The organism is Rhodococcus sp. CX, from assembly GCF_015865005.1.
Lineage (GTDB): Bacteria > Actinomycetota > Actinomycetes > Mycobacteriales > Mycobacteriaceae > Rhodococcus.
Map to the genome: position 1 here is coordinate 16,663 of NZ_JADZGH010000071.1, position 26,906 is coordinate 43,568.

The following is a 26,906-nucleotide window of genomic DNA, read 5'->3' on the forward strand; positions in this document are numbered from 1 at the left end:
CGCTGTTCGAGGCGGTCGGCGATCTCGTCGATGACATCGGCGCGTTCGGCCATGGTGCGCGACGCCCACTCGCCCTTGTCGAACGACTCACGCGCCGCTGCAACCGCTTTGGCTACGTCGTCGACGGTAGCGGTGCGTACCCGCGCAACCTTCTCCTCGGAGAACGAGTCGACGACGTCGACCCATTCGTCGCCGGTCGAGTCGACCCAGCGACCGCCGATGAACACCTGCTCGCGGTCGGCGATCGCCGGGATCGTCGATGTCGTGGCTTCGGTGGTGGACATGCGTGAAAGCTCCTTCGCTTCAGCGGATGTTGTAGCCGGCGTCGACGGGGAACGTGACACCGGTGACGTAGCGGGCCTCGTCGGAGGCGAGGTAGACGACGGCGTTGCTGATGTCGACGGCCTCGACCAGCTCGACCGGCATCGGGTTCTTGTAGGACTCGTCCGCGGCCACATCGGGATTGGCGGTGAGGAATTCCCCGTATTCGGCGTTGGCGACCATCGGGGTGTTCACGCCGGTCGGGTGGATGGTGTTCACCCGGATGCTGTGCGGAGCCAGCTGTTTCGCGTAGATGCGCATGAGTCCGACGACGCCGTGCTTGGCGGCAGTGTAGCCGACCTGACCGGGCAGGGTGTTGAGTCCGATGCTCGTGAGCCCGGCAGCGGAGCTCGTGATGATGATCGATCCGCCCTCGCCTCGCTCGACGAGATCCGGCACCGTCACCTCGAGCACGTGCCACACACCGGTGAGCATGGTGTCGATCGCGTCGTGCCAGGCCTGGCGCTGCTCACCGGGTCCGATGACCGGCATGATGCCGGCGTTGGGCAGCACGATGTCGACCTTGCCGAACTGCGCGATGCCCGCGTCGTAGGCCTGCTGGACATCCTCGAGGTTGCGGACGTCGCCCACCGACGTGACGATCGAGCCGCCGGCCTCCTTGACCAGACGCTCGGTCTCGGCGAGATCGTCGCTGGTGGCCATCGGATAGAACACGGTGGGGATCTGATCGCAGATGTCCATCGCGATGATCGACGCGCCCTCTTCGGCGAGCCGGACGGCGTGCGAGCGGCCCTGGCCCCGCGCAGCACCGGTAATGAAAGCGACCTTGCCTTCGAGTCGACCCATGATTGTTCCTCTGCGGATTGCACGTCCCGACTGCAGTGCGGGACAACGAATGAATGCGATGAAGGCGGTGACTCACCTCATCGCCTGTGAACCACACCACAGACGGTAGTTGCCTACACCCTTTAGGTCAACACCGAACACACTTCGTAATTTGTCTCGTTGCCGCGGAAGGCGGGCGAGAGGGAGGTTGTGTGCGATATCCCCGAGGATTTCGCGCACAACCTCCCTCTCACCAGGTGCGGCAGGATCAGAAGCTGGGCACCTCGGCCCACTCGCCGACCTGGTAGCAGGAGTGCTCGTCCTCCTGCTCGAACGCCATCAGCCGGCACATGCGCACCGCCGACGCGTCGTCGGGATCGATGCGGATCAGGGCGATCTGCGCCCGCGCCTCGCGGAGCGCTCCGAGCGCGGTCGTGAGCAGGGCCGTCCCGACGCCCGCGCCCCGGGCGGCCTCGGTGAGGACGAGGGCTCGGATCGAGGCCGCGTCCAATTCGTTGTGCGTGAACAGGGCGGGGTCGTACCAGACGAATCCCACGCACGCCCCGGACGGATCGGTTGCGGCGACGACGCTGCCGGACCCGAGGCGGATCTCGTCGGCGAGACGTTCACGCTGGGCGGGCACCAGCGACGCCGAGTCCAGCACCTCGTCGATCGCCTTCGACACCGCCGCGTCCCCGAGCGGCCGCGGCTCGCCGATCGTGATGTCCTCGCGCGCAACCGCCTCGTCGAGCGGGACCGCGAACGGCCCGGACAGGTGCCGGAACAGGGTCCAGAGCCTGCTCACCGCCGGGATGCCGAAACGTCGCGTGAGCCGCTCGGACGCAGGGTGGGTGCTGTACGCCCAGCAGCGCAGGGCCACGGCACCGGTGCCTTCCCAGCCGCCGTCCCCGGTCGTGTCCAGGCCGATCTCCTCGACGAGCATCGTGGCCACCCCGCGCGACCGATAGTCCGGATGGACCACGAACTGCACCGTGCCGAGCCCCTCGTCGTCGACGTGCAGGTGCAGGTACGCCACGATCACCAGCGGGGCGTCCTCCCGGGCACTCAGGTCGCGGCGTGCCTTGATCGGCAGGTGGTACACCCGTGCGCCGTCACGGCTCGTCGAGGTGACGTCGGCGGCGTGGATCCGGGAGAAGCCCGCTTCCTCGTCGTACTCGGCGGCCGTGGCAACCAGCGCCAGCACCTCGTCGCGATCGTCGGGATCCAATTCCGAACACCACTGATACGAGATCATCCTGTCCGCTCCTCATCTGCCGGTTCGTTGTCGTAAATCTAATGCCCATCGGTATACGGCCGCAATGTCCGTAACGCTTCCGTGAGCATCCCCAGGCTTTACACTTAAACCTACTTGGGTTAGATTTAGCGCCATCGATCCGAACCACCGCCTGGAGGCAGCCATGACAGAGGTCGGAATTCCCCGCGAGGAGCGCATTCGCCGTGCGCTCGACCACCTGCGCAACGACACCACCGACGAGTACGAGCACCTCACCTGGTTCGAACCGGGCGAATTCGTCGACCCGGCAACGGCCAAGCTCGAACGTGACCGCGTGTTCGGTCGCGTTCCGACCATCGTTGCGCACGGGTCCGAGATCCCTCGCGCGGGAGACTTCTTCACCCTGCAGATGCCGCGGAACAACGTCATCGTCGTCCGCCAGCGCGACGGCAGTGTCAAGACCCTCGTGAACCAGTGCCGCCACCGCGGGGCCATGGTCGAGAAGGAGGAGAAGGGCCGTTGCCGCCTCTTCTCCTGCCCGTACCACCGCTGGTCGTACGACACCGACGGCACGCTGCGCACGATCACCCGTGACAACACCTTCGGTGAGGCCGACCGGGACCAGCGCAACCTCGTCCAGCTCCCCACCGAGGAACGGCACGGCTTCATCTGGGTCGTGGACGACGCCGACGCCACCATCGACGTCGCGGATTGGCTCGGACCCGAGATGGATGCCATCCTGGCCTCGCAGAACCTCGACAAGCTGGTGAGCACCCGCGTCCAGGTGTTCGAGGAGCCCGTCAACTGGAAGCTGATGCAGGACGCGTTCCTCGACGGCTACCACATCCAGTACGCGCACCCGAACACTGCCGCCAAGCACATCCACACCAACGTGATGTCCTTCGAGGACTTCGGTCACCACTGCCGGTTCATGAACCTGCGCAAGACCATCGACCGGTGGATCGAGGAGGATCCCGGCGACCGCAGCCTGGCCGAGCACACCACCGAGACCCACTTCATCGGGCCCAACAGCACCCTGCTCCGCCAGCCCGACCACTTCCAGCTGCTCACCTTCCGCCCGCATCCGAGCGACCCACAGTTGTGCCGCATGGAGATCCGTTTGATCTGCCCGACGGTCGAGGACAGCGGAATGACCGAGGAGCGCTGGAACCGGCTCTGGGACAAGAACGTCGAGATCCTCATCGCCGTCCTCCACAACGAGGACTTCCCGATCCTGCGCGATTCGCAGCGGGCCATGGCCAGCGCCAACGCCGGCAACATGCTCCTCGGCCGGAACGAGGTCGCCAACCAGGTCTTCCGGCGCGAGATCCAGAAACTGGTCAGCGAGAACTGATCCCGAACACGACGGCGGGGCGCCTGCGGGCGCCCCGCCACCAGGAGGCTTTACGTGGAGAGCGATCTCTTCGAACACGACCATGAACTGTTCCGCGATTCGGTTCGGGGTTTCGTCGACAAGCACGTCGTCCCCAATCTGGAGAAGTGGGATGCCGACCGGCTCATCGACCGGGACACCTGGCTCGCCGCCGGCAAGCAGGGCCTGCTCGGTCTGAGCGTGCCGGAACAGTACGGCGGCCCCGGCGAGTCGGACTACCGCTTCCGCGTCGTGATCCAGTCCGAGATCGCGCGGGTCGGTGCGTCGGCCCTGCAGTCCGGCTTCTCGACCAACGACGACATCGTCCTCAACTACCTGCTCCGGCACGCCAACGACGAGCAGAAGCAGCGCTGGCTGCCGGGGTTCGTCACCGGTGAGACGATCGGCGCGATCGCGATGAGCGAACCCGCCGCCGGAAGCGACCTCCGCGGCATCACCACCAGCGCGGTGGCCGACGGCGACCACTGGATCCTCAACGGCTCCAAGACGTTCATCACCAGCGGTATCCTCGCGGACCTGGTCATCGTCTTCGCGAAGACCGATCCCCAGGCGGGTTCCCGGGGATTCAGCCTCTTCGTCGTCGAAGAGGGCATGCCCGGCTTCACCCGCGGCCGCAAACTCGACAAGGTCGGTCTGCACGCCCAGGACACCGCCGAACTCTTCTTCGAGGACGTGCGCGTTCCGAAGGAGAACCTGCTCGGAGAGCTCGGTCAGGGCTTCGGATATCTGATGCAGAGCCTGCCGCTCGAGCGGCTCGGGATCGGAATCGCCGCGCAGATGTCCGCGGAGGCCGTCATGGGCTGGACGCTCGACTATGTCAAGGAGCGGACCGCGTTCGGCAAGCGCATCGGCGAATTCCAGGGCATGGGTTTCACCCTCGCGGAATTGCAGACGGCAGTGGAGGTTTCCCGCACCTACATCGACCGGTGTGTGCGCGAGTACAACAAGGGCACCCTCACCGCGGTGGATGCGTCGAAGGCGAAGCTGTGGGCCACCGAGCTGCAGGGCCGTGTCATCGACGCCGGCGTCCAGTTCCACGGTGGCTACGGCTACATGATGGAGTACCCGGTTGCCAAGGCGTTCATCGACGCCCGGATCCAGCGCATCTACGGCGGCACCAACGAGATCATGAAGGAAATCATCCATCGCGATCTGATGAAGGCCTGATCCACCAAGGAATAAGGGGCGGGACCCGACCGATCGGGTCCCGCCCCCTCTTACGGATCAGGATTCCGGTGTGAAGGTGAGGGGCAGCCGCACGCATCCCCGCACCGACGTGCCGTGCATGAGCGGCGGATCACTCTGGACCAGAGCGTAATCGGGGATCCGGCGGTGGATCTCCTCCATTGCCAGCGTCAACTCCAGACGGGCGAGATGCGATCCCAGGCAACGGTGCGGGCCCGCCCCGAACGACAGGTGCCGGTTGGGCCCACGATCGATCACGAACGCGTCGGGATCGTCGAACTCGGCATCGTCGCGGTTGGCCGAGCACAGCAACAGCAGCAGTTGATCGTCTTGCTTGACCTGCACACCGGCGATCTCGACGTCGCGGGTGGCCCTGCGCCCCATGCTGACGGCCGCTTCGATGCGAAGAATCTCCTCGACCGCGTCCGGCACCAGACCACTGTCGTCGATGAGTGCTTGCCGCTGCGCCGGGTTGTTCGCGAGGTGCACCATGGCCCAGCCGAGTGAACCCTGCACCGTATGCAGTCCCGCGATGAGCAGCAGGAAGAACATGCGACGCAGTTCCTCGTCCGTGAGGTGCCGCTCGACTCCATCCATGCGGATCGGCGTGTTGATGATCTGCGCGGTGATGCTGTCGGCGTCTTCTTGCCCCGACCGCACCCGGTCCACGAAGGCACCGAAGTACTCGAACACGCTCGCCGCCGCTTCGGCACGCGCTTTGGCGGATTCTTCTTCGGACGCCCCCGGAATACCCTGGAGCGCAGTATCGGTCCACTCGGTGAACCGTTCGGCGTCGGCGAGGGGCCAGCCCATGAGTGTCAGGAAGACATGGGTCGGCAGCGCATGCGCGAACTCGGCGACGAATTCACATCGCCCTGCGGACGCGAAGCCGTCGATCAGTTCGTTGATGATCGCGCGGATCTGCGGCTCGAGCTCCTTCATTCGCGCCGGTCCGAACAGCGGCTGGAGCGCTTGCCGATACTGCGTGTGCTCGGGGGGATCGATCTCGACGGGGATGAATTTGCCCTGGCCGGCGTCGACGAGATTGTTCGGATAGCTGGAGAACGTCTCGGCGTCACGCAGAATACGGAAGATGTCTGCGTAGCGCGTGACGATCCAATGCCCGCCGTAGTGCGGAGAGTAGAGGATCGGACCTCGGACGCGGAGTTCGGCGGCCTTCTGTTGGAAGACGTCGACCGGCGCGACAAGGGCAGGATCGTAGACGTCGAAGTCGACCGTCAGATCCGTTGCGATGTCGTGAGTAGTCAAGTAGAACTCCCTTCGAACGCCGATCGGCGCATCGATCGTCCACGGGGTTCGTGAAGGATCGATACGCCGATCGGGTGGCACGGAAAGTTCCGACGATCAGGACGCCGGAGTGAACTTGATCGGGAGGCGCAGGCACCCGCGAACCTGGGTGGCGTGCAGGACCGGCGGATCGGATTCGACCAGTTCGTAGTCGGGGATCCTCCGGTGCAGTTCTTCGAGTGCAATCGACAGCTCGAGTCGTGCGAGGTGCGAGCCCAGGCATCGGTGCGGCCCCGCACCGAACGACAAGTGGCGATTGGGAGTCCGCTCGAGATCCAGAGTGTCCGGATCGTCGAACTCGTCGGCGTCGCGGTTGGCCGAGCACAGCATGACGATGAGCTGGTCGCCCTCCTTGATCCGAACTCCCCCGAGTTCGACGTCGCGTGTCGCACGCCGGCCCATGACGACCGCGGCTTCGATCCGAAGGATCTCCTCGACCGCACTGGGAATCAGCCCGTCGTCGGCGATCAGCGCCGCGCGCTGGCCGGGGCGGTTGACCAGATGGATGATCGCCCATGCCAATGATCCCTGCACGGTGTGCAATCCCGCGATGAGCAGCAGGAAGAACATGCGCGTGAGTTCTTCGTCCGTGAGCAACCGCTTGCCGTCGGCGAGGTCGATCTCGGTGTGGATGAGGACAGACGTGACGTCGTCGCCCGGGTTGGCGCGGCGCTCGTCGACAATCTTCTGGAAGTACCCGAACATCTGTTGCGCGGCTTCGGCGCGGGCCTGCGCGGACTCTTCCTCACTCGCACCGGGTTTACCCATCAGTGCGATGTCGGTGGCTTCGGTGAACATGGGTGCGTCCTCGAGCGGCCAGTCCATCAAGGCCAGGAACACACGGGTGGGCAGCTCGTGTGCGAACGCCGAAATGAATTCGGCCTCACCGTCACCCGCAAATCCGTCGATGAGCTCGTTGACCACCGCGCGGATCTGCTCGGTGAGTGCCTTCATCCGATTGGGCGAGAAGAGTGGTTGCAGCGCCACCCGGTAGGCGGTGTGCTCCGGCGGATCCAGTTCGAGCGGGAGGAATTTGCCGTCGCCCGCGTTGACGAGGTTGTTCGGATAGCTCGAGAAGGTCTCCGGGTTGCGGAGCACCTCGTGGGCTTCCTTGTAGCGGGTGACGATCCAGTGGCCGCCGTGCGCGGTCGAGTAGACCACAGGCCCCTTGGCCGCCAGTTCGGCGACCTTCTCCTGCACGGTGTCCACCGGGTATGCGAGTGTCGGATCGTAGATGTCGAAGTCGACCACGGGTGTCGACCGGTCGTCTGTCACGGTCATGCTGTCCGCCTTGGTAGCAGATGTATTTCGGAGCAATTCAGGAGGATTCGAGCGTCAACGCTCGCTCGGGGCACACCGCGACGGCCTCCTCGGCAGCCGCGATGTGCTCCTCGAGCTCGAGTATGTCCTGGAGGATCACCGGATAGCCGGAGTCGTCACAGTCGACAACCTCGGGGGAACGGCTGTAGCACAGGCCGTGGCCCGCGCACACCGACCGATCCACGACGAGGCGGCGCGTACCGCGCTTCGTTTCCGTGTCGTGGGCAGTCATGATCGTTACTCTTCGCCGGTGACCATCGGCGGAGGATTGTTCCCGTCCTCCGGGAACATCATCGCCACGCGGGAGAGCGTGCCGCCATCGGTCGTCGGCAGCGTGACACCCGAGATGTACGCCGACTCGTCCGACACCAGGAAGAGCGCTGCGCGCGCATTGTCTTTCAGCGACGGCGGACGATTGAGCTTGAGCGGAATCGGCGACACGGTCGGATCCCACGGGCCTGCCACCTCTTCGTACGACTGCCCCACCACCGGCGTACCCGCCGGGGCCAGGAAGTTCGGCGACATTCCGTGCGTCGGGGCGATCGCGTTGACTCGGATCCCGTACTTGCCCAGATCCAGACTCAGACCCCGAACCATCCCGTTCACACCGGCTTTCGTCGCGGAGTATGCCGCGATGCTGTGGTATGCGACGAACGACGCGGCCGACGAGGTCGCCAGAATGACGCCACCACCGTTGGCCCGCAGTGCCGGCACGGCGGCCTTCGCGGTGTAGAACACACCCGACAGGTTGACGCCGATGACGTCCTGCCAGTCCGCATCCGTCAGATCCTGGAACTCGACCTGCTCACCACCGGCGACCGACGGCACACCGCCACGCGACACGATGCCCGCGTTGGCCCACGCGATGTCGAGCTTGCCGAATGCCGCAACCGTCGCGGCCACGGAGTCGATCACCTGCTGCTCCACCCGCACGTCCGCGGTGACCGCGATGGCCGTGCCACCCTGCTTCTCGACCAACTCGACCGTGCCCTTGGCACGCTCCGGATCGATGTCGACGACCGCGATCTTCGCGCCTTCCGCCGCGAACAGCTGCGACGCCTCACGCCCCAACCCGGATCCTGCACCGGTGATCAGCGCGACCTTGCCTTCGAGTTTCATCGACTCTCCTCTGTTCGAACCTGTGACAGATGAATGGAAGTTGTTGGACGACAGTGCCTCTCCGGGCCTCTCCGGTCAATCGCTACGGCTCGGCGCCGTGACCGCCACCCGAGCAGGACCAACCCGCGAAGACACGGTGGTCGCCGACGGCCGGACCGTCGGCGAACCGACCACGGTGTTCGGTACGCGAGGTCTTCAGTACGCGATGAACAGAATCTCGTCGCGCGAGTACTCCATCCCCGGATGCGACTCACTCAGGTGCGCCTGGGTTTTCGTCACCAGATCGTCTTCGTCGACGCCGGTGATCGCTACGCCGCACGGACAACTCAATCTCGTCTTCATTCTCATCCCGGACAGCCTTTCCACGCCTTCAGTGCAATCGCGACGCCCTCCGCACGTCCGCGACCGAGAAGCCCGGAAGCACCGACGTCCGTGAGCGGCGTCACACCAAGTTATCTAACGGGAGTAGATTGCACAACCACCGAATCGGGGACGGTCGCCGACCTCCTTCGATAGAGCCGGCCCGGCCGCGCCCCCGTGTCCCGGTCGTCCCGTCTCGTCACAACGCCCGCGACCACCGTGGCCACGTAGCCGCGCGCCTCCTGAATGAACCGCTCGGCGCCCGACGGCAGATCTGCGACGAGCCGCGGTGCCGTCAACGACAACCTCGCGAGGTCGATGACATTCAGATCGGCGCGCTTACCGACGGCCAACGTGCCACGGTCGTCGAACCCGTACAGGTCGGCCAGATCTTTCGTGAGCTTGCGGACCAGACCCTCGATCGCAAACCGTGGCCCCCGACGACGCAACCCCCAGTGCGACAACAGGAATGTCGGGAAGCTTGCATCACAGATGAAGGCAACGTGCGCTCCCCCGTCTCCGAGACCCATCACGTACTGGGGATCGGCGAGAAACTCACCGATCCGGTTCAGATTTCCGTGAAGGAAGCCGGTCGCGAACCAGATGAGGATTGCACGCCCCTCGTCGGCGATCAGCTGGTCGTAGAGAACCTCGAGCGGGTCCCGCCCTTCGAGCCGCCCGCGTTCCGCCATCGACGTGCTCGGGTCCGGTTCGTAGTCGAGATCCTGGAGGCTGTAAATGTTCGCGAGGTTGCGCTGCAGCGTCAGGTGAGTGTGTTTGCGCGGGTCACCGGAGTCGACGGGCAGGTCCTCTTCCGCCAGGATCCGTGCCTTCACCGACGGCTCCGACATCCGGCGTGCCCGCTCGGGCAACGGAAGATCCGCGATCTCGACATACCCGGGACGCCCCATAAACGGGTGGTAGGTCGCCAGTGAGATCAGACCGCCGATCGCCCTGGGCGCCACCTGAGGGTAGATGCGTTCGCCGGATCTGCCCGCTTCCGCAACAAGAGCACGAGCCTTCGCGAACTCCTCTGCGCCGAGCGTGAGGTTTTCGGCGAAGGTGAAGGTGATGGATTGCCCGGTTGCCCGGTGCAGTCGTCGCATCATCTCGATCTCCGACGAGAGCGTGTTGGCATCACGCCGACCCAGCCCGGCCCGATACTGTTCGCCGGGCTGCCCCTCTACACCCCCGGCGACCCCGGAGGGCACCAACTGGAACACACCACCACCCGCATCGCGCATCGCGCAGGCCATGGCGAGCAACTCCTCCTCCGCAGCCCTGGTACCCGGGAGGATCTCACCACCCGACCCGCGGTGTGCCGCCACCCGGGAAGTACCGACGCCCACCGCACCTGCACCGATACCCTCGCCGACGATGCGAGCGATCTCGGCGATCTCCTCGTCGGTAGCCGATTCGTCCGTTTCCGCGCGGCTTCCCAGCACATATGCACGGACTGCACTGTGGGGAACCTGGGTGGCCACATCCACCGCGAACTCACGGTCGGCGAGGACGTCCAGGTACTGCGGAAAGGTCTCCCAGCCCCATGTGATGCCGTCGTGGAGAGCTGAGCCGGGAATGTCCTCCACGCCCTCGGTCAGGGCAACCAGCCAATCCTCGGATCCCTTGCGAACAGGGGCAAATCCGATTCCGCAGTTGCCGGTGACAACAGTTGTCACGCCGTGCCCCGACGACGGAAGCAGCTCGGAGTCCCACGTGAGCTGACCGTCGTAGTGAGTGTGCACATCGATGAACCCGGGAGTGACCAGCTTGCCGGTCGCGTCGATCACTTCACGGGCATCCCCAGCGATCTTCGGCTCGACTGCGACGATCCTGCCGTCGGCGATCGCCACATCACGCACCACGGCAGGTTCGCCACTACCGTCGGCGATCGTGCCGTTCTTGATCAAGAGATCGAACACAACACCCTCCTGGGTTGTCGGAACGGGTCGCGCTCAAGCCGGCTCGGTGGCCCTGTCGACGACCGTGGGTGTCTCGCGATCGGCCCGATTCCTCCGGGGAACAAGTGCCACCAGTACCGCTGCGGCAACTCCGGCGAACGCGAATGCGTAGAAGGCCCAGTCCGCTCCGAGGGCGGAACTCATGATCAGGCCGGTGAGGATGGGGCCACAGACGCCACCCAACCGCCCGAGACCCACCGCCAGCCCGAGCGCCGTGCCACGAGCCGCCGCCGGATAGTAGACCCCGACGAAGCCGTAGACACCCGTCGTGGACGAGGCGCAGAAGCCGATCAGCAGAACCAATCCGAACACGATCGCCTGCGCCGGCTGGAGCGTCAGCGCCGAGACCGCCAGCGCACCACCGATGAAGCTCACCGAAATCACCGGGCGGGAGCCCAGCCGGTCGGCGAGACCCGTGATGACGACCATGCCGATCCCGCTGCCGAGGTTGAAGGCGAGCAGGAACGTCAGTGCCGATCCGAGATCGTAGCCGGAAGCCCGCAGCATCTGAGGGATCCAGGTGTTCATGCCGTACGAGACGAGCAGGCCGAAGAAGGTGATGAGCGGGAACATGATCGTCGCGATCCGGAAGCCCGGGGCGAGCAGCAGTTTCAGGCCGGACTTCGGCGCTGCACCCGTGCTGTGCGACCGATCGAGTGCCATGCCCGATTCGGCACCCGCATCGATCGCGTACCGCTGCGCCAGTGCGCGCGCCTCTTCGTGGCGGCCCTTACCGGTGAGGAAGGCGATGGACTCGGGCAGGTACCGGAATGCAACCACCAACAACACGATGCCGAGAAGACCACCCGCTGCGAACATCGCCTTCCAACCGAACGCCGGGATCATGAAGATGGCGGCAACGGATACCAGAACACCCCCGATGGGGAAGCCGGTCTGGATGACACCGTTGTAGAACTGCCGTCGGTCGACCTTGACGTATTCCTGTGTGAGAGCGATGAGAGTGGGGAGCGCTCCACCGAAACCGAGCCCCGCCAGCAACCGGAAGAGACCGAACGCCTCCAGGTTCGGAGCGATGGCGCACAATCCGGTGAACAGGCTGAAGCTCACGATGCAGGCGAGCACAACGGGCCGCCGACCGATCCGATCGGTGAGGTAACCGGCCAGCATGGCGCCGGCCATCATCCCGAACAGGGACAGACTTCCGATCAGTCCTGCTGTTGCTGTGGTGATCCCCCACTGTTCGGTCTCCAGCAGCGTCGGCAGCACTGCGCCGAACATGATGAGGTCGACACCGTCGAGGATGGTGATGGCCAGGCAGGTGAGGACCACGGAGCGGGCACCCGATACGGCCCGCCCCTCCCCCGATCCGATGATTTGCGACATGTTGGTTCCTTCAGGGGTGAGTATCCGAGATTCGGAATCGGTGCTGTACGAGTGACGGCGGGAACGTTTGTCGACCGGCAGGACGGCACCGACGGAGCCGGCCTGCCGGAAACCCGACTCTCATCCCCACTTCTGTGGATCCGCGAATGCACGTGCCATCCACCGATGGAAATGCTGGTTTGCAATCTCGTTGCGCCCGAAGAGCAGTGGTCCCAGATCCGTGTTCGACACGGCCCTCTGGAGTCCTTCGTTGACGACGAGGTCCTCGTCACGAAGCACCGCCATGAGGATGTTCCAGTTCTTGTCCCACCGCGCCTTCTGCTCGTCCGTCACGGCCGGTTCCCGAGTCAGGAGACGGATCTGCATCCGTGTCCCGACAGCGGTGCCCGGAGCCGGGACGAAGTTCAGCACTTCCAGATGGTCGGGCTGACGCAGTACCGACATGTTCGGCATCAGGAAGTGCGCCACGGTGATGTGCCGATCGATCGGCACCTCTGCGGGTGCCCCGCCGCGAACCGAGTCGATGCTCTTGCGTGCAGTCACCATTCGCCCGTGCCTGCCCATCGGCTGCCATGACTGGGCGTTGTTGTAGAAGTACGGGGCGACCGTTCCGGCGTGCGTCGAGGTGATGTGGTAGCCGTCGAGGAAGGCGTCCATCAGGACCTTCCAATTGATGTCCACGTCGAAGTTCCCGACGGTGTAGCAGGTGTACTCGTCCATTTCCATGGCGGCGAGCGAGTCGTCGAACTCCTGCCCGAGCCACGCTTCGATATCGATCTTGCGGCCGTCCGCTGCCGAGTCGACGACCCAGACGAACCCGTGCCGCTCCTCGACCGGGACCTCCAGCAGGCCCATGCAGCTGCGGTCCACCATCCCGAACGTCGACTCGTCCGCGATCGATCGCAGACCGCCGTCGGCCCCGTATGCCCAACCGTGGTACCGACAGGAAAACGTTCGCTTCGAACCCTTTTCGTCCGGAACCAGCCTGGCTCCTCGATGCCGGCAGGTGTTCACGAATCCGCGCACGCTTCCGTCTGCCTGGCGGACGAGAACGACCTCGTTGTTCGGCAGCTGGACGGTCACGAAGTCGTTCCTGCCGGGCAGTTCGGTGCTGTGCGCCGCGATGATCGGAATGTGCCCGAACAGTTCACTGCGTTCCCGGGCCGCGAGTTCCGGATCGGTGTAGATGCGGGGATCGATCTCGAGGATCCCCGGCGCCATGTCGGTGGTGCCGTTGTCGAGGTGGTCGAACATCGCGCGGGCGAAGCCCGCTTTCGTCGTCTCGTCGTAGGACAGGTCGGTGTAGACCATGGTGCTCACTCCTTCGCGGGGCCTCTGCGGGGTGCCGTACGACCGTCACGGAAGCTGCAGGCTCTTGATCTCGGTGAATTCCTCGAGGCCGAACACCCCGCCCTCACGCCCGTGTCCGGATTGCTTGAAACCACCGAACGGCGCTGCGCCGTTGAACTTTCCGCCGTTGACCTCGATCTGGGTCGCACGCAACCTGCGGGCCACCGACTTCCCACGCTCGAGGTCGCCGGACCACACGGCACCGGCGATCCCGTAGATCGTGCCGTTCGCAATCTCGACGGCCTGCTCGATCGTGTCGCAGGCGATGATCGACAGCACCGGTCCGAAGATCTCCTCCTGTGCGATCGTGGATTCCGGGTCCACGTCGGAGAACACGGTCGGTTCCACGAAGAATCCGGTGCCGACGGGCGCATCGACCGACCCGACGACCAGTCTCGCGCCTTCCTTGATGCCGGATCGGATGTAGCCGAGGACCCGCTCACGCTGGGCTGCGGTGACCATCGGTCCGAGCTTGGTGTCGCCGTCGGTCGGGTCGCCGGGCAGGTACGAGGCAACCGCCTGCGCCGCGAGTTTCTCGGCCGCTGCCAGGCGAGAGCGCGGGACGACCATCCGGGTCTGCGCGTTGCAGGACTGTCCGCCGTTCATGAAGCAGGCGCGCACCGTGTGGGAGACCGCCCGCGCGAACTCCTCGTCGTTCAGGTCGTCGAGCAGCACGGCCGCGCTCTTTCCGCCCAGTTCGACCGATACTCGCTTCACGGTTCCGGCGGCCCGTTCGAGGACTCGCTTGCCCACCTCGTTGGATCCGGTGAAGCTGACCATGTCGATGTCCGGGTGAACGGCGATGGCTTCGCCGACGATGGGTCCGTACCCGTGCACGAGATTGAACACCCCGGGCGGGATTCCGACTGCGGCGACCGCTTCCGCAAGAGCACAAGCGGTGAACGGGGCCACCTCACTGGCCTTGACGACCACCGTGCACCCGGTCACCAGCGCGGCGCCGATCTTGGCGGTGATCTGGTGCAGCGGGTAGTTCCAGGGGGTGATGCACCCGATCACGCCGACCGGCTCCCGCACGATCAACGAGTTGCGCAGCGGCGCTTCCCACGGGAAGTCGGCGGCGGCGGACACCGCCTCGCGCAGGTCGATGATGCCCAGTCCGACCTGAGCCCACCGAGCGACCCGGCGCGGGGTGCCGACCTCTGCCACGACGATGTCCGTGATCTCGTCCTGCCGCCGCTCGAGTTCGTCGGCCAGACGCGAGACGAGCTCCGCCCGGTCGCTCGGGGCCGTCTGCGACCACTGCACCAAGGCTCGCCGCGCCGCCGCCACCGCACGATCGACGTCCTGCGCGGATCCCGCGGGAACGCTCCCGATCCGCGCTTCCGTGGTCGGATTCACCACGTCGATACGTTCGTCGTTCGCCGACGCGATCCATGCGCCGTCCACATACAGGTCGAGTGTCATAACGGTCTACTCCGCTCCGTCGGTAGTTCGAATTTGGCCGGGTAGTTCGATTCGGGTTCCCGGGTAGGGGTCGGCTCCGTTCGTGACGCCGGCGAGAAACCCACGGATCGTCACGACGAAGAGCTCTCGTGACGACCAGCCGTTGGCGTCCAGCGCACGGGTGAGCGTGGGGTGCCTGCGCTCGTCGACGTTCGGGAATACCTCCCTGCTGCCGACCGGGTCGCGCATGAGGTCGCCGAGCGTGGTTGCGAGAGAGATCTTCTCCAGCCCGTCCAGGATCACCACATGCAGGGACGCAGGGACGCCCCCTTCCTCGAGGATCCGGGCACACTTCTCGTAGGTGCCGGTGAGGATGTCCCGCGGAAGAAACTGCACCAGGACCAGTGCCGCATTGGGACGCCGGAGGATCGCGTCGCGGTAGTTGAGACTGAGATCGACGAACCACTCCACCCAGTGGGTGCCCGGCGGACGTTCGGGGAGAACCGCTTCCGTCATCAGCTTCTTCGCCACCTCCGTCATGAGTTCACGACGATCGGCGAAGTGGTGGTACAGCGACGAGGTCCTCACATTCAGCTGCTTGGCGACGCGGGGCAGACTGAACGCGTCCATTCCTTCGGTGTCGATGATCTCGATACTGGCTGCGACCGCCGAACTCCGACTGATCAGGGGTTTTGTCGGTCGTCCCACTGTTCCCACCTTCGATCGAACAACGAATCGGAAGCATCCGTCCGGCGCCGTTGCGTCGGGGTCGTCTGCATCTTGGCGCCGGACTCGTGACGACCAGCCCGCAGCAACGACTCCGCCCGTCCCATCCGAGGCGCTACGCGGCGCCAGACCAACGCCGGAAACAACGTGACGGTGCGGAACACGAGCGGATCCGAGGACAGCGTCATCAGATCGCCGTCGAAGCGCACATCTCGCTTCTGGTTGTCGCCGATCCAGTTCGGGTACAGCGATACCGTCATCTCGTGCCAGACCGCGGCGTTGTCCTCGTCGACGTGATAGGGGCCCGAGTACGCCAGATACCCGCCGGCAGCCTCACCTCGCTCGCTCGTCTCACCGCTGTGTACGTTGCGCGACCGGTACGGGGTGCGGCCGGGACGCATGATCTGTGCCGACATGAATCCGTCCGCCGAGTAGACGATCAGACCGCGAGCGTCGGCTCCCAGCGGGTGGTCGACCTTCCCGCCGTCGGAGGTCGTCGAGTACTCGACGAGTTCCCAGGCCCCGACGATGCGCTCGGCGATCGACAGACCACCGATACCGGCGTCGATACTCATTCTGCTTCCTCTCCACTCACAGCACGTCACGCGTGCAGAGAAGGATCGAACTCGAGAGTGCGGCCATCGGCCCGCCGATGAACAGGGAGACCTTCGCGTCGGGCACCTGGTTGGTGGAGGTGCCACGCACCTGGCGGACGGCCTCCACAGCCAGCCCCATTCCGTTCACGAACGAATCCGCGAGGTTGCCGCCGCTGGTGTTCACCGGGAGAAGCCCGTGCGGGGCCGTCAGGTTCTCGACGGTCATCACCTTGCCTGCCTCGGCTCCGGGCGGGCACAGCGAGTGATCGATCAGTGCGGCCACTCCGGAACCGCTGAAGTTCTCGTAGACCTGGGCCACGTCGACCTGGTCGGGGCCGAGTCCAGCATTTTTCCAGAGGGTTTCGGCGACGCCGGAGGATCCGGAGAAGCCGGCCGAGCTGTAGTCGGGATCGTTCTCCGTGTCGGTGGCGTACCCACCCATCGCACCCTGAGCCCCGGCCAGTACGTAGGCGGGGTTCGGATGAAGCTTCTCGGCGCGGTCTGCGGCGACCAGAATCAACGCTACGGCTCCGTCGTTCTCACGCGAGCAGTCGTAGAGACGGTACGGCTCGACGATCATCCGGGACGCTTCATAGGCCGGCTCGTCGAGCGGGCGGCCGAACGCCGCGGCATCCGGATTCTGCTGCGCGTGGAAGTAGTCGGCGAGAACCAACGCCCTCACAGCAGATTCGGGAACACCGTCGTGGTCGAGCATCCGCCGAGTTCGCAGCGCACAGGCCTGGGCCGGTGATCCCACCCCGTGCGGGAGCATGTGACCGTCGAAATGATGCCTTGCGTATCCGAGCCTTCCGGAATCATGTTGTGCCATAGCACGATAAACGACAACACACTGTGCCTGACCCGCTGCGATGGCGACCGCCGCGTTGGTGATCGCCGCGGCGGCGCCACCGCCGCCACCACCCCAGATCATGTTGGACCATCGGATCCGATGGGACATCAGCGAGGCACCCACGACGGTCCCGTCGTTCTCGCCGCCGCCGTACGAGACGAATCCGTCGATATCGCGTGGGGAAACACCGGCATCGGCAGCTGCTTCGACGATGGCCCGCAGTGTCATCCGAAGCTCACCGTCGGGCGATTCCCCTCGCTTGTAGTGGAATTCGCTGACGCCCACTACTGCCGCCGCACCACGGAGAAATGTATCGGTCATCGCTGTGCTTCCTTCCCCGGCTCGGACGATGCGCTCACGCGGCGCCAGCGGAGCAGCGGCCAGGGCGCGTCGGATGGCTGCGCGATGACGCCCGTGACGTGGTCGCCGATGGCGATTCCGGTGTCGCCGCTCTCCGCCAGCAGACCGAGAACGCGTCGCCCTCCGGCATGGGGCAGTTCGACGAGGACGGTGATGTACGGCAGGTCGCCGGCCAGTTCGGGGACGAACGGATGCCAGGTCCGCGACCACGAGAAGACCCGTCCATGCGGTTCCACCGCGACCCAGTCCGGGTCGAACGTACTGCACCGCCCGCACATCCAGCGCGGGCCCCAGATCCAGAGGTCACACGCGGCGCATCGCTGCAATCGCAGCTCCCCTGCCCGCAGCCCCTCCCAGTAGGGCAGGTCGAGGCCGTCCGCGTACGGACCGACCAGCTCCGTGGCCGGGAACTCGCGGGTCACGCTGCCACTCGGGGTCATCGAAATCGCTCCGCTCTCGTGAAATGGCACGTCTGCTTCTGCCGCTGGGGCAGGTCACGTCCGGTCAGTGCTTGGTCAGGTATCCCGCATCGATCGGCAGGTCGATCCCGGTGACATACTTCGCGGCATCGGACACGAGCCACAGCACCGCATCCGAGATGTCCTGGGGTTCGAGCATCATGACGTCGAGCAGGTTCGTTCGGTCGTTGTGCTTCCACTTACGCACCACGTGCGGCAGCACCTTCGACAGGCCGGTCGCCATGGGCGAGTTGACTCCGGTCGGGTTGACCGTGTTGACCCGGATGTTGTGGTCGGCGAGCTCGAACGCGAGGGTGTCCTTCAGGCCCTGAAGACCGTGCTTCGCGGCACCGTAGTGACCCCACGACGGTGAAGCACCCAATCCGTCCACCGACGAGGTGATCACGATCGATCCACCCCGACCACCCTCGATCATCACGGGCACGACGGCCTTGCAGGCCTTCCACGCGCCGGTGAGGTTGACGTCGAGCATCGTCTGCCACGCGTCGTCGTCGATCTCGATCGTCGACTCGGCATGATCGTGAATACCCGCGTTGGCCAGCAGAATGTCGATCCGGCCGAACTGCGACACGGCCAACTCCGCAACCGCCTTCATATCCGCACTGCTCCGGACATCGGCCTGCATGCCGGCGATCTCGCCCCCGGCTTCCTTGACCAACCGGATCGTCTCCTCGAGATCCTCCGGGGTCGCGAGTGCGTACTGCACCTCCTCGATCGGTGCGGCGACGTCGCACACGACGATCTTCGCGCCCGCGGCTGCAAGGGTGAGCGCGTGGGAACGTCCCTGGCCTCGTGCCCCACCGGTGATCACAGCTACTTTTCCGTCGAGTGACGTCATCGATTCTCCTGGTGTCGAAACATGGGTTCGGTGTGGGAACTTCCGGACCGGCTAGCGGGTGCTCTTCGCGCGCTCGTAGTCCTGCGTCGCCTGGCTGATGCCGGTCGCGAAACGCTCGCTGAAGCCATCTTTGCGCGCCTGCGTCCAGTGGTACGAGTTCAGGAGCGGCTCGCACGTTCCCCTGAAGTGCGGCATGACATCTCGCATGAGGATGCGGTACATGCGCGAGGTCGCCTCGGTTTCCGCCCAATCGTGCGCCGTCGCAAGGAAGGTGCCGAAACCACCTGTGCGGTCGATGATCTTGCGGATGTAGGCGATGGCGTCGTTCGCGTCGCCGATGCAGCCGTAGCCTGACTCGTTGACGCGCCGGACGAGTTCCTCGTGTGCGACCTCCTCGCCGGGTTCGATCATCTTCATCGGGGTGACGACGTGGCGGTAGTCCATGAAGTCGCGCAACCCGTATCGGGTGTCCTCTACTGCCTGTTCGAAGGTATCGGCGATATGGATGTTGCCGACGACCGCCCAATCCTTCCGATTCACCGTCTGCCCGTGCTCGTTCGCCTCACGGGTGGTGATATCCCAAGTCTGCGCGAGCAATTCGACCGATTTCGCACCGGTTCCACCGATGGACAGCAGACCGAGCCCGTACTTTCCGGCGAGCTTCGGGCCCGACGGCGACATCGCCGCTGCGACGGTGATCGGGACGCCGGGATACGAGTAGGGGCCCAGCTGGACCCGGGCATCCTCGAGCGAGAACCATTCCGTCTTCCTGTCGATCGGACCGGGCGTGGTGAGCAGTTCGAGGATGGCGTCGAGGGCTTCTTCCATCCGCGGCCGCAGGAGGTTGTAGTCCATACCCATCATCTGCGAGTCCGCCACCAGCGCGCCGGGCCCGACCCCGATGCGGATTCGGCCACGAGTCATGTGGTCCAAAAAGGTGATTCGATCGGCAACCATCAGCGGATGGTGGTAGGGAAGGGAGATGACGCCGCTGCACAGCTCGATGCGCGACGTTCGCTGCGCGGCCGCCGCGATCATCAGTTCCGGGGACGGCCCGACCTCGTATCCGCCGCTGTGATGCTCCCCGAACCACACTTGGTCGTATCCGAGTCGATCAAGCTCCTCGACGTGGCAGAGGTCCTGTTCGATCGCCATCGTAGGGTTACGCCGAGGGTTGTGATACGGCGGAAGAAACACTCCACACTTCAGTGGCGCAGGCTTCGCAGTTGTCGAATTCATGTCAGGTCTCCTGTCGATAGTTGCGTGATGCGCCGCAGATGGTGACGATGGCCCGGGCCGTCCGTTCACCGCGGTTGTGCCATCGATGTTTGTTGCCGTTGACGACCACCGTGTCGCCGGCATTCAATTCGACCTCCACCCCGTCGTCGAGCTCGAGGACGAGCGAACCTTCCAGAAGCACATGGACGTCAACGGAATCGGTGCGGTGAAAACCCGGTGCGTCATCGTCCATGACGACGATTCCGTTGTCGTTGTCGCCGATGCGCCCGGGTTCGAGGACCCAGCCGATCACCCACACTCCACCGGGATCCGGAAACCCGACGGTGTCCGGTATCGCACCGGGATCAGGAACCTCGGGAATGCCTTCGGTGCGCCAGATCGGGTCGATGCCGGCGGCGTGGATCCTGTCGATCTTCTCGTCGGCCACGAGCACCGCCGCACCGTTCCGCTCCATTGCGATCACACGTCGAAAACTCATCTCCGACCTCCGGGAGACAACTCTGTAGCGGCGCAGATTCTCGAAAAGCAGCTGCGCCGAAGGGAACTCGGGTCGATATCGGATCCGTGCCGCCAACGCGGGCACATGAACTGTCCTACAACGGGTTTCAACCCGGTCGAACACACAAGAAGCACCACCGCACATCTCGTGCGCTACGCGACCCGCACACATCGGAGTGCTTCAGATCACATCACTCAATCTAAATGCTATCGGTTAATCGGTCAAGCGGAGCGAGCGGTTCGGCAGAATCCAGGAAATCGCGGACCCGAGACATCTACACTGTTGACCAGCGGGAAATCGCTGATCTACTTTCTTCCCAGGGGAATCGCCTTTCTTCCCAAGGCAATTCCCCTCTCATGGCAGCTCCCGCGCTTGTCACCGCGCGCCCTCGGCCGACTCCCCGGAAGCCACCTCACCGAGGCGATCTCCCGGACCACTCCCCTCGCGAAGGATCACCGATGATCACGACACAGACCGATATTCCCGCTCACCTGATCACCGACTTCGATGTCTACGATCCGTCCCTGGCCGTGCCTACCGACGTCTTTCAGGAACGCGTCGCCGCATTACGCAGGCAGGGTGCGATCCTCTACTCCCCGCACCACGGCGGGCACTGGGTCGTCACGCGGTACAAGGAAGCCCTCCAGGTCCTCCAGGATGCAGAGACGTTCTCGAGCTTCCCGAACAATCTACTCAATGCCGCACAGGGCAAATTCCTACCGCTCGAACTCGACCCGCCCGAACACAGCTACTACCGGCAGGCCTTGCAGCCACTGTTCAGCCCCAAACGTATGAAGGCGCTCGAACCCGAGATCCGAAGAATCATCAGCGAGCTGATCGACCGGTTCGCGCACAAGGGCGAATGCGAGTTCATCGCTGAGTTCGCACACGAATTGCCGACTCGAATCTTCCTTGCTCTCATGGGGTGGCCATTGGGCGACGCACCGCAGTTCACGGAGTGGACGGACATCACGCTGCAAGGCATCCCCGGTGCGACCGAAGAGGAATCCGCCGCGGCCCGCGCGAAGGCCGCCGCCGAAATCTACGAGTACTTCGGGCGGGTCGTTGCGCAGGTCCGATCCGGCGAAAACCGTTCCGAAACCCTCACGGCGCAGATCATCAACACCCCTCTCGACATCCAAGGCACACCCCGGCCACTCTCCGACGAGGAGCTGTGCCGAATGTTCTTCCTGCTTCTGGTCGCGGGGCTGCATACCGTCCAAGGCGCTCTCGCGTGGGGACTGATCCACCTGTCGCGCAATCCCGAGCAGCGCGAGGCGATCGTCGACGACCCGACGCTGATCCCGTCGGCGGTGGAGGAGATTCTGCGCATCGAGACCGCGACGAGCGCTGGCCGGCGCGCAACCCGCGACGTTCGGATCGGCGGTGTCTCCGTCAAGGCCGGCGATCAACTACTGGTGGTGATGACCGCCGCCAATCGTGACGACGACGAGTTCGACAGCCCGGACGAGCTTCGCATCGAGAGACATCCCAATCGTCACATCGGATTCGGTGCCGGTCCTCATCGCTGCCTCGGCTCCCACCTCGCGCGGCTCGAGCTGACGCTGGCCCTCGAAGAGATCCACTCGAGGATTCCCGACTACGCCCTCGTCCCGGGTGATCCCGCCGTCTTCCATTCGTCACAGGTCCGGGGCTGCGCGAAGCTTCCGATCACGTTCACGCCGTCGACGCGCTGAGATCCGCCGGGCCGCCGACGGGTCCGCAACGACGAAGGTCCCCGGAGGAAAACTCCGGGGACCTTCGGGCTTGCGTCACACTGTGGAGGGAACCGGCGACAGCGCCGGATCGTCGGCGGGGGGCTGCAGCACCCCGTCACGCACGAGCGCGTCGATCTCGGGCGCGCTCAGGCCGAGCACGGTCTCGCAGATCTCCCGCGTCTGCTGTCCGGGCGCCGGCGCCTGCCGCAGCGGCCAGGCCGGCAACGCCGAGAAGTGCGCCACCTGCTTCGCCGTCGGCAGCGACGCCGGCAACAACTCGTGGGTGAGTTCGGTGTACGCACCGCGGGCGACGAGCTGCGGATTCGTCAGCAACTCCGGCAACCGGACCATCGCCCAGCGGGGATGCCGACTGCCTGCAACGCCTCCATCGCCTCGGTCGGCATGCGCAGCGCCATCCACTGCGCGAGAACCTCGTCGACCTCGGCACGGTTCTCGATCCTGCGGTCGGCGGTCGCGAAACGCGGGTCGTCGGCCAGCTCGGACCGTCCGAGGACCTCGCACAGCCGGACCCAGTCCTCGTCACCGCGGACGGTGACGGCACACCACTCGTCGTCACCCGCGCACGAGTACACCCCGGACGGCGCCGAGTACGGATCCGAATTGCCCGGTGCGTGAATAGATCCCGGCTCGAGGTACTCCGCGACGAGCTGATTGGCCAACTGCACGATCGCGACATCGGCCTGGGCGACCTCGATTGCGGCGCCGCGCCCGGTACGAAGCCGGTTGATCAGCGCGGCGAGGATCGTGGTCGCGGCGACCTGCCCGGCGATGTGATCGGGGTAGACGGTGGAGCCGTCGCACAGCCCGTCGGAGGTGTCCGAGTACCGCCAGAGCGCCGAGACACCGCAGGCCGCCCGCACCAGCGGCCCGTACCCGAGGCGCTTGTTCCACGGTCCGACGCTGCCGAAGGCGCTGCTCTCGGAGACGATGATGCGCGGGTTGATCGCGGCGAGCTCGTCGTACGACAGGCCCATCGCGGCGAGGGTGCCGGGCTTGAAGTTGGCGAGCACGAGGTCCGCCTCGGCGGCGAGCTTCTTGAAGATGCGGATGCCTTCGGGGCTGCGCAGGTTCAGCCCGAGGCTGCGCCGGTTGCGGTGGCCCCACGCCACGGACGCGGCCAGAGCGGCGCCGCGCTTGGACTGGCGCAGGCCGTCCGGGAAGTTCGAGTTCTCGATCTTGATGACATCGGCGCCGTTGTCCGCGAATTGACGCCCGAGTTCCGCGCCGAACACGACGACACCCATGTCGAGAACCCGCAGGCCCTCGAACGGGCGTGTGCCCGGTTCGCGGCGCGGCGCGGGGATCGGGTCACGCGCATCGTCGGCGGCCGCCCCGAAGACCTGTTCGTTGTGTTCACCGGGTTCCGGTGCGCGAGTGCGGATCCCGGCCCGGTCACCGTTGATCTTCGCGTAGCCGGACGGAACCCGTGCGGTCAGGCCGGGCGCGATCTCGGTGTCGACGAAGGTGCCGGACGCGTCGAAGTGCTCGGTCGTCAGTACCTCGGCGACGGTGTTGAGCCCACCGATCGGGATACCGCGGACAGCGCCTTCGGCGACGAGTTCGTCACGGGTGTAAGTGCTGAACAACTGCTCGATGAGCGGGTTGAGACGATCGGACGCGGCGAACCGGGCGGGGATCGTGTCGTACTTCGGGTCCGCGAATTCCTCGGGCTCACCGAGCCATTCGAACATCGCCCGCCACTGACGCTTGGCGAGCAGGCAGATGCGCACCTGACCGTCGCCACACCGGTAGACCGGATAGAAGTTGGCGGCGTCGGGCCGGCCCCGCGGGAAGTCCTCGGAGCGGCCGGCGGCAGCGGACCCCTGCACACCGAAGCCGGGATCGAAGCCGTGCGTGACGACCTCGAACGCCGAGACGTCGACGGTCTGTCCCCGTCCGGTGTGCAGGCGGTCGAAGTAGGCGAGCAGAGCCGACCACGCCGTGTGCACGGCCACCGACTCGTCGATCAGGCCGTTGGGTGGCAGCAGCGGCTCCTCCCCCGGTTCACCGGACCGCGACAGCACGCCGCTGAGCGCGTAGAGAACCTGCTCGGTCGCCGCCCAGTCGCGGTACGGACCGTCCTGCCCGAAACCGGTGATCGACACGGCCACGAGCGCGGGATTGATCCGGCACAGATCCTCGGCGCCGACGCCCCGCGCCGCGAGGAAGCCCGGCGCGAACGAGTCGAGGAGAATGTCCGATCGCCGCGCCAGTGCGCGCAGCCGTTCCCGGTCCTGTTCGTCGTCGAGGTCGAGGACGACACCGAGCTTGTTCGCGTTGCGCAGCGCGAACGGAACACTCACTCCGTTCCGGACCGGCTGCGCCGAACGCCCGGCCGATCCGCCGGGAAGTTCGACCCGGACGACCTCGGCCCCGAGGTCCGCGAGAAACCTGCCTGCGGCGTCGCCGAATCCGTCCGTCAGTTCCAGTACCCGGACACCCTGCAGTGGAAGTGCCATCATGTGCTCCAAAGTGTGTGCTTGCCGCGAGATCCCGCGCGCATCAGCGAGTTCCGAAGTACACCGACTTCGCGTTGAAGTACGGCGCCAGTCCCTCGGGCCCGAGCTCGCGGCCCAGCCCCGACGACTTGACGCCGCCGAACGGCGCCGCGAGATCCAGGGCGTAGTAGTTGACTCCGACGGTGCCGCTGTGGATGCGTGCGGCCAGGTCGAGGCCGTGCTGTTCGTCGGTGGTCCAGACCGTGCCGCCGAGGCCGTATTCCGAGTCGTTGGCGATCGACACCGCTTCGTCCTCGTCGCCGTACGGGGTGATGGTCAGGACCGGGCCGAAGATCTCCTCCTGCGCGATGCGCGCGGAGTTGTCGACATCGGTGAACACGGTCGGCTCGACGAACCAGCCCACGGACTGCGACGCGGGGCGCCCGCCACCGGTGGTGATGCGGTAGCCGTCGGCGCGGCCGGCCTCGATGTAGCCGAGCACGCGCTCACGCTGCGCCGCCGACACCAGCGGCCCGATGTTCGTCGCCTTGTCGAGCGGATCGCCGACGGTCAGCGCCCGCACCGTCTCGGTTACGGCCTCGACCACCTCGGCGTAGCGCGAGCGCTGCGCGAGGACCCGGGTGCTCGCGTGGCAGGTCTGGCCGTTGTTCACCAGCGACACCTCGAGCAGGTTCTTCGCGAACACGTCGAGGTCGGCGCGCTCGGTGACGATCGCCGCGGACTTGCCGCCCAGTTCGAGGGTGACCGGGCGCAACAGGCGACCACAGACCTCGCCGATCGCGCGCCCCGCGGTGGTGGATCCGGTGAACGCGACCTTGTCGACACCCGGGTGTGCGACCAGGTAGGCGCTGGCCTCGCGATCTGCGGGGACGACGTTGACGACGCCCGCGGGCAGGCCCGCCTCGAGCGCAGCGTCGGCGAATGCGAACGCGTCGAGTGCGGTCTCGGGTGCCGGCTTGAGGACCACCGTGCATCCCGCCGCCAGAGCGGGGGCGAGTTTCATCGCCGCCAGCGGCTGCGGGTAGTTCCACGGCGTGATCGCCGCGACCACACCGACGGGTTCCCGGCGCACGACGGTCCGGCCGCCGAATGCGCTCGGCCGCACGTCCTCGTCGGCCGCCTCGCGGATCAGGCCGGCGTAGTACGAGAACATCGCCGCGGGGCCGAAGCCGTTGACTCCGTTCGACAGTGCGATCGGCATGCCGTTCTCGCGGGTCACCAGCCGGGCGGTGTCGCGGCCCCGGGCCTTCAGCGCTGCGGCGAACCGGTCGAGCAGGTCGGCACGTTCGGCGTTGGTCAGCGCGGCCCACGGGCCGGTCAGCGCGGCGCGCGCGGACGCGACCGCCTCGTCGATGTCGGCCTCGGATGCCAGGGCCGACGTACCGAGCACCTTCTCGGTGGCCGCCTCGATGACGTCGGTGGTGGCACCGGACTTCGGCGCGACCCACCGGCCGCCGATGAACAGTTCGTTCCTGTTCAGGTCGTTCATGTCGTGCCTTTCGCGGGGGTGACGGTCAGAGCGTGTCTTCGTGGCCGAACAGCACCGAGCTCACGAGCGGCGCCATCGGGCCGCCGATGAACAGCGACGTCTTCGCGTTCGCCACCGGATTGGTCGAGGTGCCGCGGATCTGGCGGACCGCTTCGACCGCGAGGTTCAGGCCGTTGACGAACGAGTCGGCGAGGTTGCCGCCACTGGTGTTGATCGGGAGTTTGCCGCCCGGTGCGGTGAGGTTCTCGACCGTCATGAACGTGCCGGCCGCTTCCCCCGGGGGACACAGGCCGTGATCGATCAGCGCCGCCACTGCGGGGCCGCTGAAGTTCTCGTACACCTGCACGACGTCGACGTCGTCGGGACCCAATCCGGCTCCGGCCCAGAGTCGTTGTGCAACACCGGGTTTTCCGTTGTTGGCGGGACCGAATCCGGCGGACATGTACTGCTCGCCCAGGTCGTTGTCGATCAGCTCGGAGAAGCCGCCGGGTGCCCCCTGCGCACCGGCGAGCAGGTAGGCAGGATCGGGGCGCAGCGTCTTGGCGCG

At 65.7% G+C, this 26,906-nt stretch carries 23 protein-coding genes and 2 pseudogenes; 3 read left to right on the forward strand and 22 right to left on the reverse strand.

The genetic code is table 11. The features are described 5' to 3' along the window. The 3 genes from I0Q12_RS32330 to I0Q12_RS07795 all read right to left on the reverse strand — a co-directional run. The coding region (locus tag I0Q12_RS32330) for an aldehyde dehydrogenase family protein (RefSeq protein WP_231610236.1) at nt 1-284 on the reverse strand (284 nt) is incomplete at its 3' end. 19 nt (nt 285-303) lie between these two features. After that, nucleotides 304-1,128 carry a mycofactocin-coupled SDR family oxidoreductase gene (locus I0Q12_RS07790; protein ID WP_197251386.1) on the reverse strand — a complete coding sequence of 275 codons (825 nt, stop codon included), beginning with the start codon at nt 1,126-1,128 and terminating at the stop codon, nt 304-306. 247 nt (nt 1,129-1,375) lie between these two features. Next, entirely contained in the window at nt 1,376-2,362 is a 987-nt protein-coding gene (locus I0Q12_RS07795) for a GNAT family N-acetyltransferase (RefSeq protein ID WP_197251387.1), read from the reverse strand. Nucleotides 2,363-2,525: 163 nt separating this feature from the next. On the opposite strand from I0Q12_RS07795, the gene I0Q12_RS07800 reads away from it, so the two are divergent. Both I0Q12_RS07800 and I0Q12_RS07805 read left to right on the forward strand, forming a co-directional pair. Continuing rightward, nucleotides 2,526-3,695, forward strand: a complete 1,170-nt coding sequence (locus I0Q12_RS07800; protein ID WP_197251388.1) for an aromatic ring-hydroxylating dioxygenase subunit alpha — start codon at nt 2,526-2,528, stop codon at nt 3,693-3,695. A 54-nt stretch (nt 3,696-3,749) separates the two neighbouring features. Then, complete coding sequence (locus tag I0Q12_RS07805; protein WP_197251389.1) at nt 3,750-4,901, forward strand: acyl-CoA dehydrogenase family protein; 1,152 nt, start codon at nt 3,750-3,752, stop codon at nt 4,899-4,901. A gap of 57 nt (nt 4,902-4,958) precedes the next feature. Here the strand turns inward: I0Q12_RS07805 and I0Q12_RS07810 are convergent, their stop codons facing one another. The 16 genes from I0Q12_RS07810 to I0Q12_RS07885 form a co-directional block, all read right to left on the reverse strand. Continuing rightward, entirely contained in the window at nt 4,959-6,188 is a 1,230-nt protein-coding gene (locus tag I0Q12_RS07810) for a cytochrome P450 (RefSeq protein WP_197251390.1), read from the reverse strand. Nucleotides 6,189-6,284: 96 nt separating this feature from the next. Continuing rightward, nucleotides 6,285-7,508 carry a cytochrome P450 gene (locus I0Q12_RS07815; protein ID WP_197251391.1) on the reverse strand — a complete coding sequence of 408 codons (1,224 nt, stop codon included), beginning with the start codon at nt 7,506-7,508 and terminating at the stop codon, nt 6,285-6,287. A gap of 37 nt (nt 7,509-7,545) precedes the next feature. Next, nucleotides 7,546-7,779, reverse strand: a complete 234-nt coding sequence (locus tag I0Q12_RS07820) for a ferredoxin (RefSeq protein ID WP_197251392.1) — start codon at nt 7,777-7,779, stop codon at nt 7,546-7,548. A gap of 5 nt (nt 7,780-7,784) precedes the next feature. Further along, on the reverse strand, nt 7,785-8,666 hold the full coding sequence (locus I0Q12_RS07825) for an SDR family NAD(P)-dependent oxidoreductase (protein ID WP_197251393.1): 882 nt from the start codon (nt 8,664-8,666) through the stop codon (nt 7,785-7,787). Between the two features lie 195 nt (nt 8,667-8,861). Beyond that, nucleotides 8,862-9,032, reverse strand: coding sequence for a DUF1059 domain-containing protein (locus I0Q12_RS07830; RefSeq protein WP_374068626.1), 171 nt, complete (start codon nt 9,030-9,032; stop codon nt 8,862-8,864). An 86-nt stretch (nt 9,033-9,118) separates the two neighbouring features. After that, nucleotides 9,119-10,948, reverse strand: a complete 1,830-nt coding sequence (locus tag I0Q12_RS07835) for an amidohydrolase family protein (protein WP_197251394.1) — start codon at nt 10,946-10,948, stop codon at nt 9,119-9,121. Between the two features lie 33 nt (nt 10,949-10,981). Beyond that, entirely contained in the window at nt 10,982-12,412 is a 1,431-nt protein-coding gene (locus tag I0Q12_RS07840) for an MFS transporter (protein WP_197251439.1), read from the reverse strand. 39 nt (nt 12,413-12,451) lie between these two features. Then, a complete protein-coding gene (locus I0Q12_RS07845) occupies nt 12,452-13,642 on the reverse strand; it encodes an SRPBCC family protein (RefSeq protein ID WP_197251395.1) in 1,191 nt (396 codons plus the stop codon). A 45-nt stretch (nt 13,643-13,687) separates the two neighbouring features. Next, nucleotides 13,688-15,106, reverse strand: a complete 1,419-nt coding sequence (locus I0Q12_RS07850; protein ID WP_197251396.1) for an aldehyde dehydrogenase family protein — start codon at nt 15,104-15,106, stop codon at nt 13,688-13,690. 6 nt (nt 15,107-15,112) lie between these two features. Beyond that, nucleotides 15,113-15,793 carry a TetR/AcrR family transcriptional regulator gene (locus I0Q12_RS07855; protein WP_197251397.1) on the reverse strand — a complete coding sequence of 227 codons (681 nt, stop codon included), beginning with the start codon at nt 15,791-15,793 and terminating at the stop codon, nt 15,113-15,115. After that, a complete protein-coding gene (locus I0Q12_RS07860) occupies nt 15,769-16,386 on the reverse strand; it encodes a lipocalin-like domain-containing protein (RefSeq protein ID WP_197251398.1) in 618 nt (205 codons plus the stop codon). The genes I0Q12_RS07855 and I0Q12_RS07860 overlap by 25 nt, the downstream gene beginning before the upstream one ends. 16 nt (nt 16,387-16,402) lie before the next feature. Next, the gene (locus I0Q12_RS07865) at nt 16,403-17,578 is read right to left on the reverse strand and encodes a transporter (RefSeq protein ID WP_197251399.1); all 1,176 of its coding nucleotides are present in this window, start codon (nt 17,576-17,578) and stop codon (nt 16,403-16,405) included. Continuing rightward, nucleotides 17,575-18,057 (reverse strand): Zn-ribbon domain-containing OB-fold protein, encoded by a 483-nt coding sequence (locus I0Q12_RS07870; RefSeq protein WP_197251400.1) that lies wholly within the window; start codon nt 18,055-18,057, stop codon nt 17,575-17,577. The genes I0Q12_RS07865 and I0Q12_RS07870 overlap by 4 nt, the downstream gene beginning before the upstream one ends. Before the next feature lie 64 nt (nt 18,058-18,121). Then, nucleotides 18,122-18,934, reverse strand: coding sequence for a mycofactocin-coupled SDR family oxidoreductase (locus I0Q12_RS07875; protein WP_197251401.1), 813 nt, complete (start codon nt 18,932-18,934; stop codon nt 18,122-18,124). A 51-nt stretch (nt 18,935-18,985) separates the two neighbouring features. After that, on the reverse strand, nt 18,986-20,173 hold the full coding sequence (locus tag I0Q12_RS07880) for an LLM class flavin-dependent oxidoreductase (protein ID WP_197251402.1): 1,188 nt from the start codon (nt 20,171-20,173) through the stop codon (nt 18,986-18,988). 1 nt (nt 20,174) lies between these two features. After that, nucleotides 20,175-20,651, reverse strand: coding sequence for a cupin domain-containing protein (locus tag I0Q12_RS07885; protein WP_197251403.1), 477 nt, complete (start codon nt 20,649-20,651; stop codon nt 20,175-20,177). A 479-nt stretch (nt 20,652-21,130) separates the two neighbouring features. Between I0Q12_RS07885 and I0Q12_RS07890 the strand changes: the two genes are divergently transcribed. Continuing rightward, on the forward strand, nt 21,131-22,369 hold the full coding sequence (locus I0Q12_RS07890; RefSeq protein WP_197251404.1) for a cytochrome P450: 1,239 nt from the start codon (nt 21,131-21,133) through the stop codon (nt 22,367-22,369). A gap of 75 nt (nt 22,370-22,444) precedes the next feature. On the opposite strand, the pseudogene I0Q12_RS07895 reads toward I0Q12_RS07890, so the two are convergent. From I0Q12_RS07895 to I0Q12_RS32335, 3 genes and pseudogenes are all read right to left on the reverse strand, one after another. Continuing rightward, nucleotides 22,445-24,873, reverse strand: a pseudogene (locus I0Q12_RS07895) (CaiB/BaiF CoA transferase family protein). A gap of 40 nt (nt 24,874-24,913) precedes the next feature. Further along, on the reverse strand, nt 24,914-26,359 hold the full coding sequence (locus I0Q12_RS07900) for an aldehyde dehydrogenase (RefSeq protein WP_197251405.1): 1,446 nt from the start codon (nt 26,357-26,359) through the stop codon (nt 24,914-24,916). A 25-nt stretch (nt 26,360-26,384) separates the two neighbouring features. Continuing rightward, nucleotides 26,385-26,906, reverse strand: a pseudogene (locus tag I0Q12_RS32335) (transporter); the annotation flags it as partial.

Coding starts and splice junctions, on each gene's coding strand:
- I0Q12_RS07850 (WP_197251396.1), bottom strand. CDS start 15,106: ATGACACTCGACCTGTATGTGGACGGCGCATGGATCGCGTCGGCGAAC.
- I0Q12_RS07900 (WP_197251405.1), bottom strand. CDS start 26,359: ATGAACGACCTGAACAGGAACGAACTGTTCATCGGCGGCCGGTGGGTC.
- I0Q12_RS07795 (WP_197251387.1), bottom strand. CDS start 2,362: ATGATCTCGTATCAGTGGTGTTCGGAATTGGATCCCGACGATCGCGAC.
- I0Q12_RS07815 (WP_197251391.1), bottom strand. CDS start 7,508: ATGACCGTGACAGACGACCGGTCGACACCCGTGGTCGACTTCGACATC.
- I0Q12_RS07825 (WP_197251393.1), bottom strand. CDS start 8,666: ATGAAACTCGAAGGCAAGGTCGCGCTGATCACCGGTGCAGGATCCGGG.
- I0Q12_RS07865 (WP_197251399.1), bottom strand. CDS start 17,578: ATGACCGATACATTTCTCCGTGGTGCGGCGGCAGTAGTGGGCGTCAGC.
- I0Q12_RS07870 (WP_197251400.1), bottom strand. CDS start 18,057: ATGACCCCGAGTGGCAGCGTGACCCGCGAGTTCCCGGCCACGGAGCTG.
- I0Q12_RS07890 (WP_197251404.1), top strand. CDS start 21,131: ATGATCACGACACAGACCGATATTCCCGCTCACCTGATCACCGACTTC.
- I0Q12_RS07860 (WP_197251398.1), bottom strand. CDS start 16,386: ATGAGTATCGACGCCGGTATCGGTGGTCTGTCGATCGCCGAGCGCATC.
- I0Q12_RS07875 (WP_197251401.1), bottom strand. CDS start 18,934: ATGACGTCACTCGACGGAAAAGTAGCTGTGATCACCGGTGGGGCACGA.
- I0Q12_RS07845 (WP_197251395.1), bottom strand. CDS start 13,642: ATGGTCTACACCGACCTGTCCTACGACGAGACGACGAAAGCGGGCTTC.
- I0Q12_RS07885 (WP_197251403.1), bottom strand. CDS start 20,651: ATGAGTTTTCGACGTGTGATCGCAATGGAGCGGAACGGTGCGGCGGTG.
- I0Q12_RS07800 (WP_197251388.1), top strand. CDS start 2,526: ATGACAGAGGTCGGAATTCCCCGCGAGGAGCGCATTCGCCGTGCGCTC.
- I0Q12_RS07820 (WP_197251392.1), bottom strand. CDS start 7,779: ATGACTGCCCACGACACGGAAACGAAGCGCGGTACGCGCCGCCTCGTC.
- I0Q12_RS07880 (WP_197251402.1), bottom strand. CDS start 20,173: ATGAATTCGACAACTGCGAAGCCTGCGCCACTGAAGTGTGGAGTGTTT.
- I0Q12_RS07790 (WP_197251386.1), bottom strand. CDS start 1,128: ATGGGTCGACTCGAAGGCAAGGTCGCTTTCATTACCGGTGCTGCGCGG.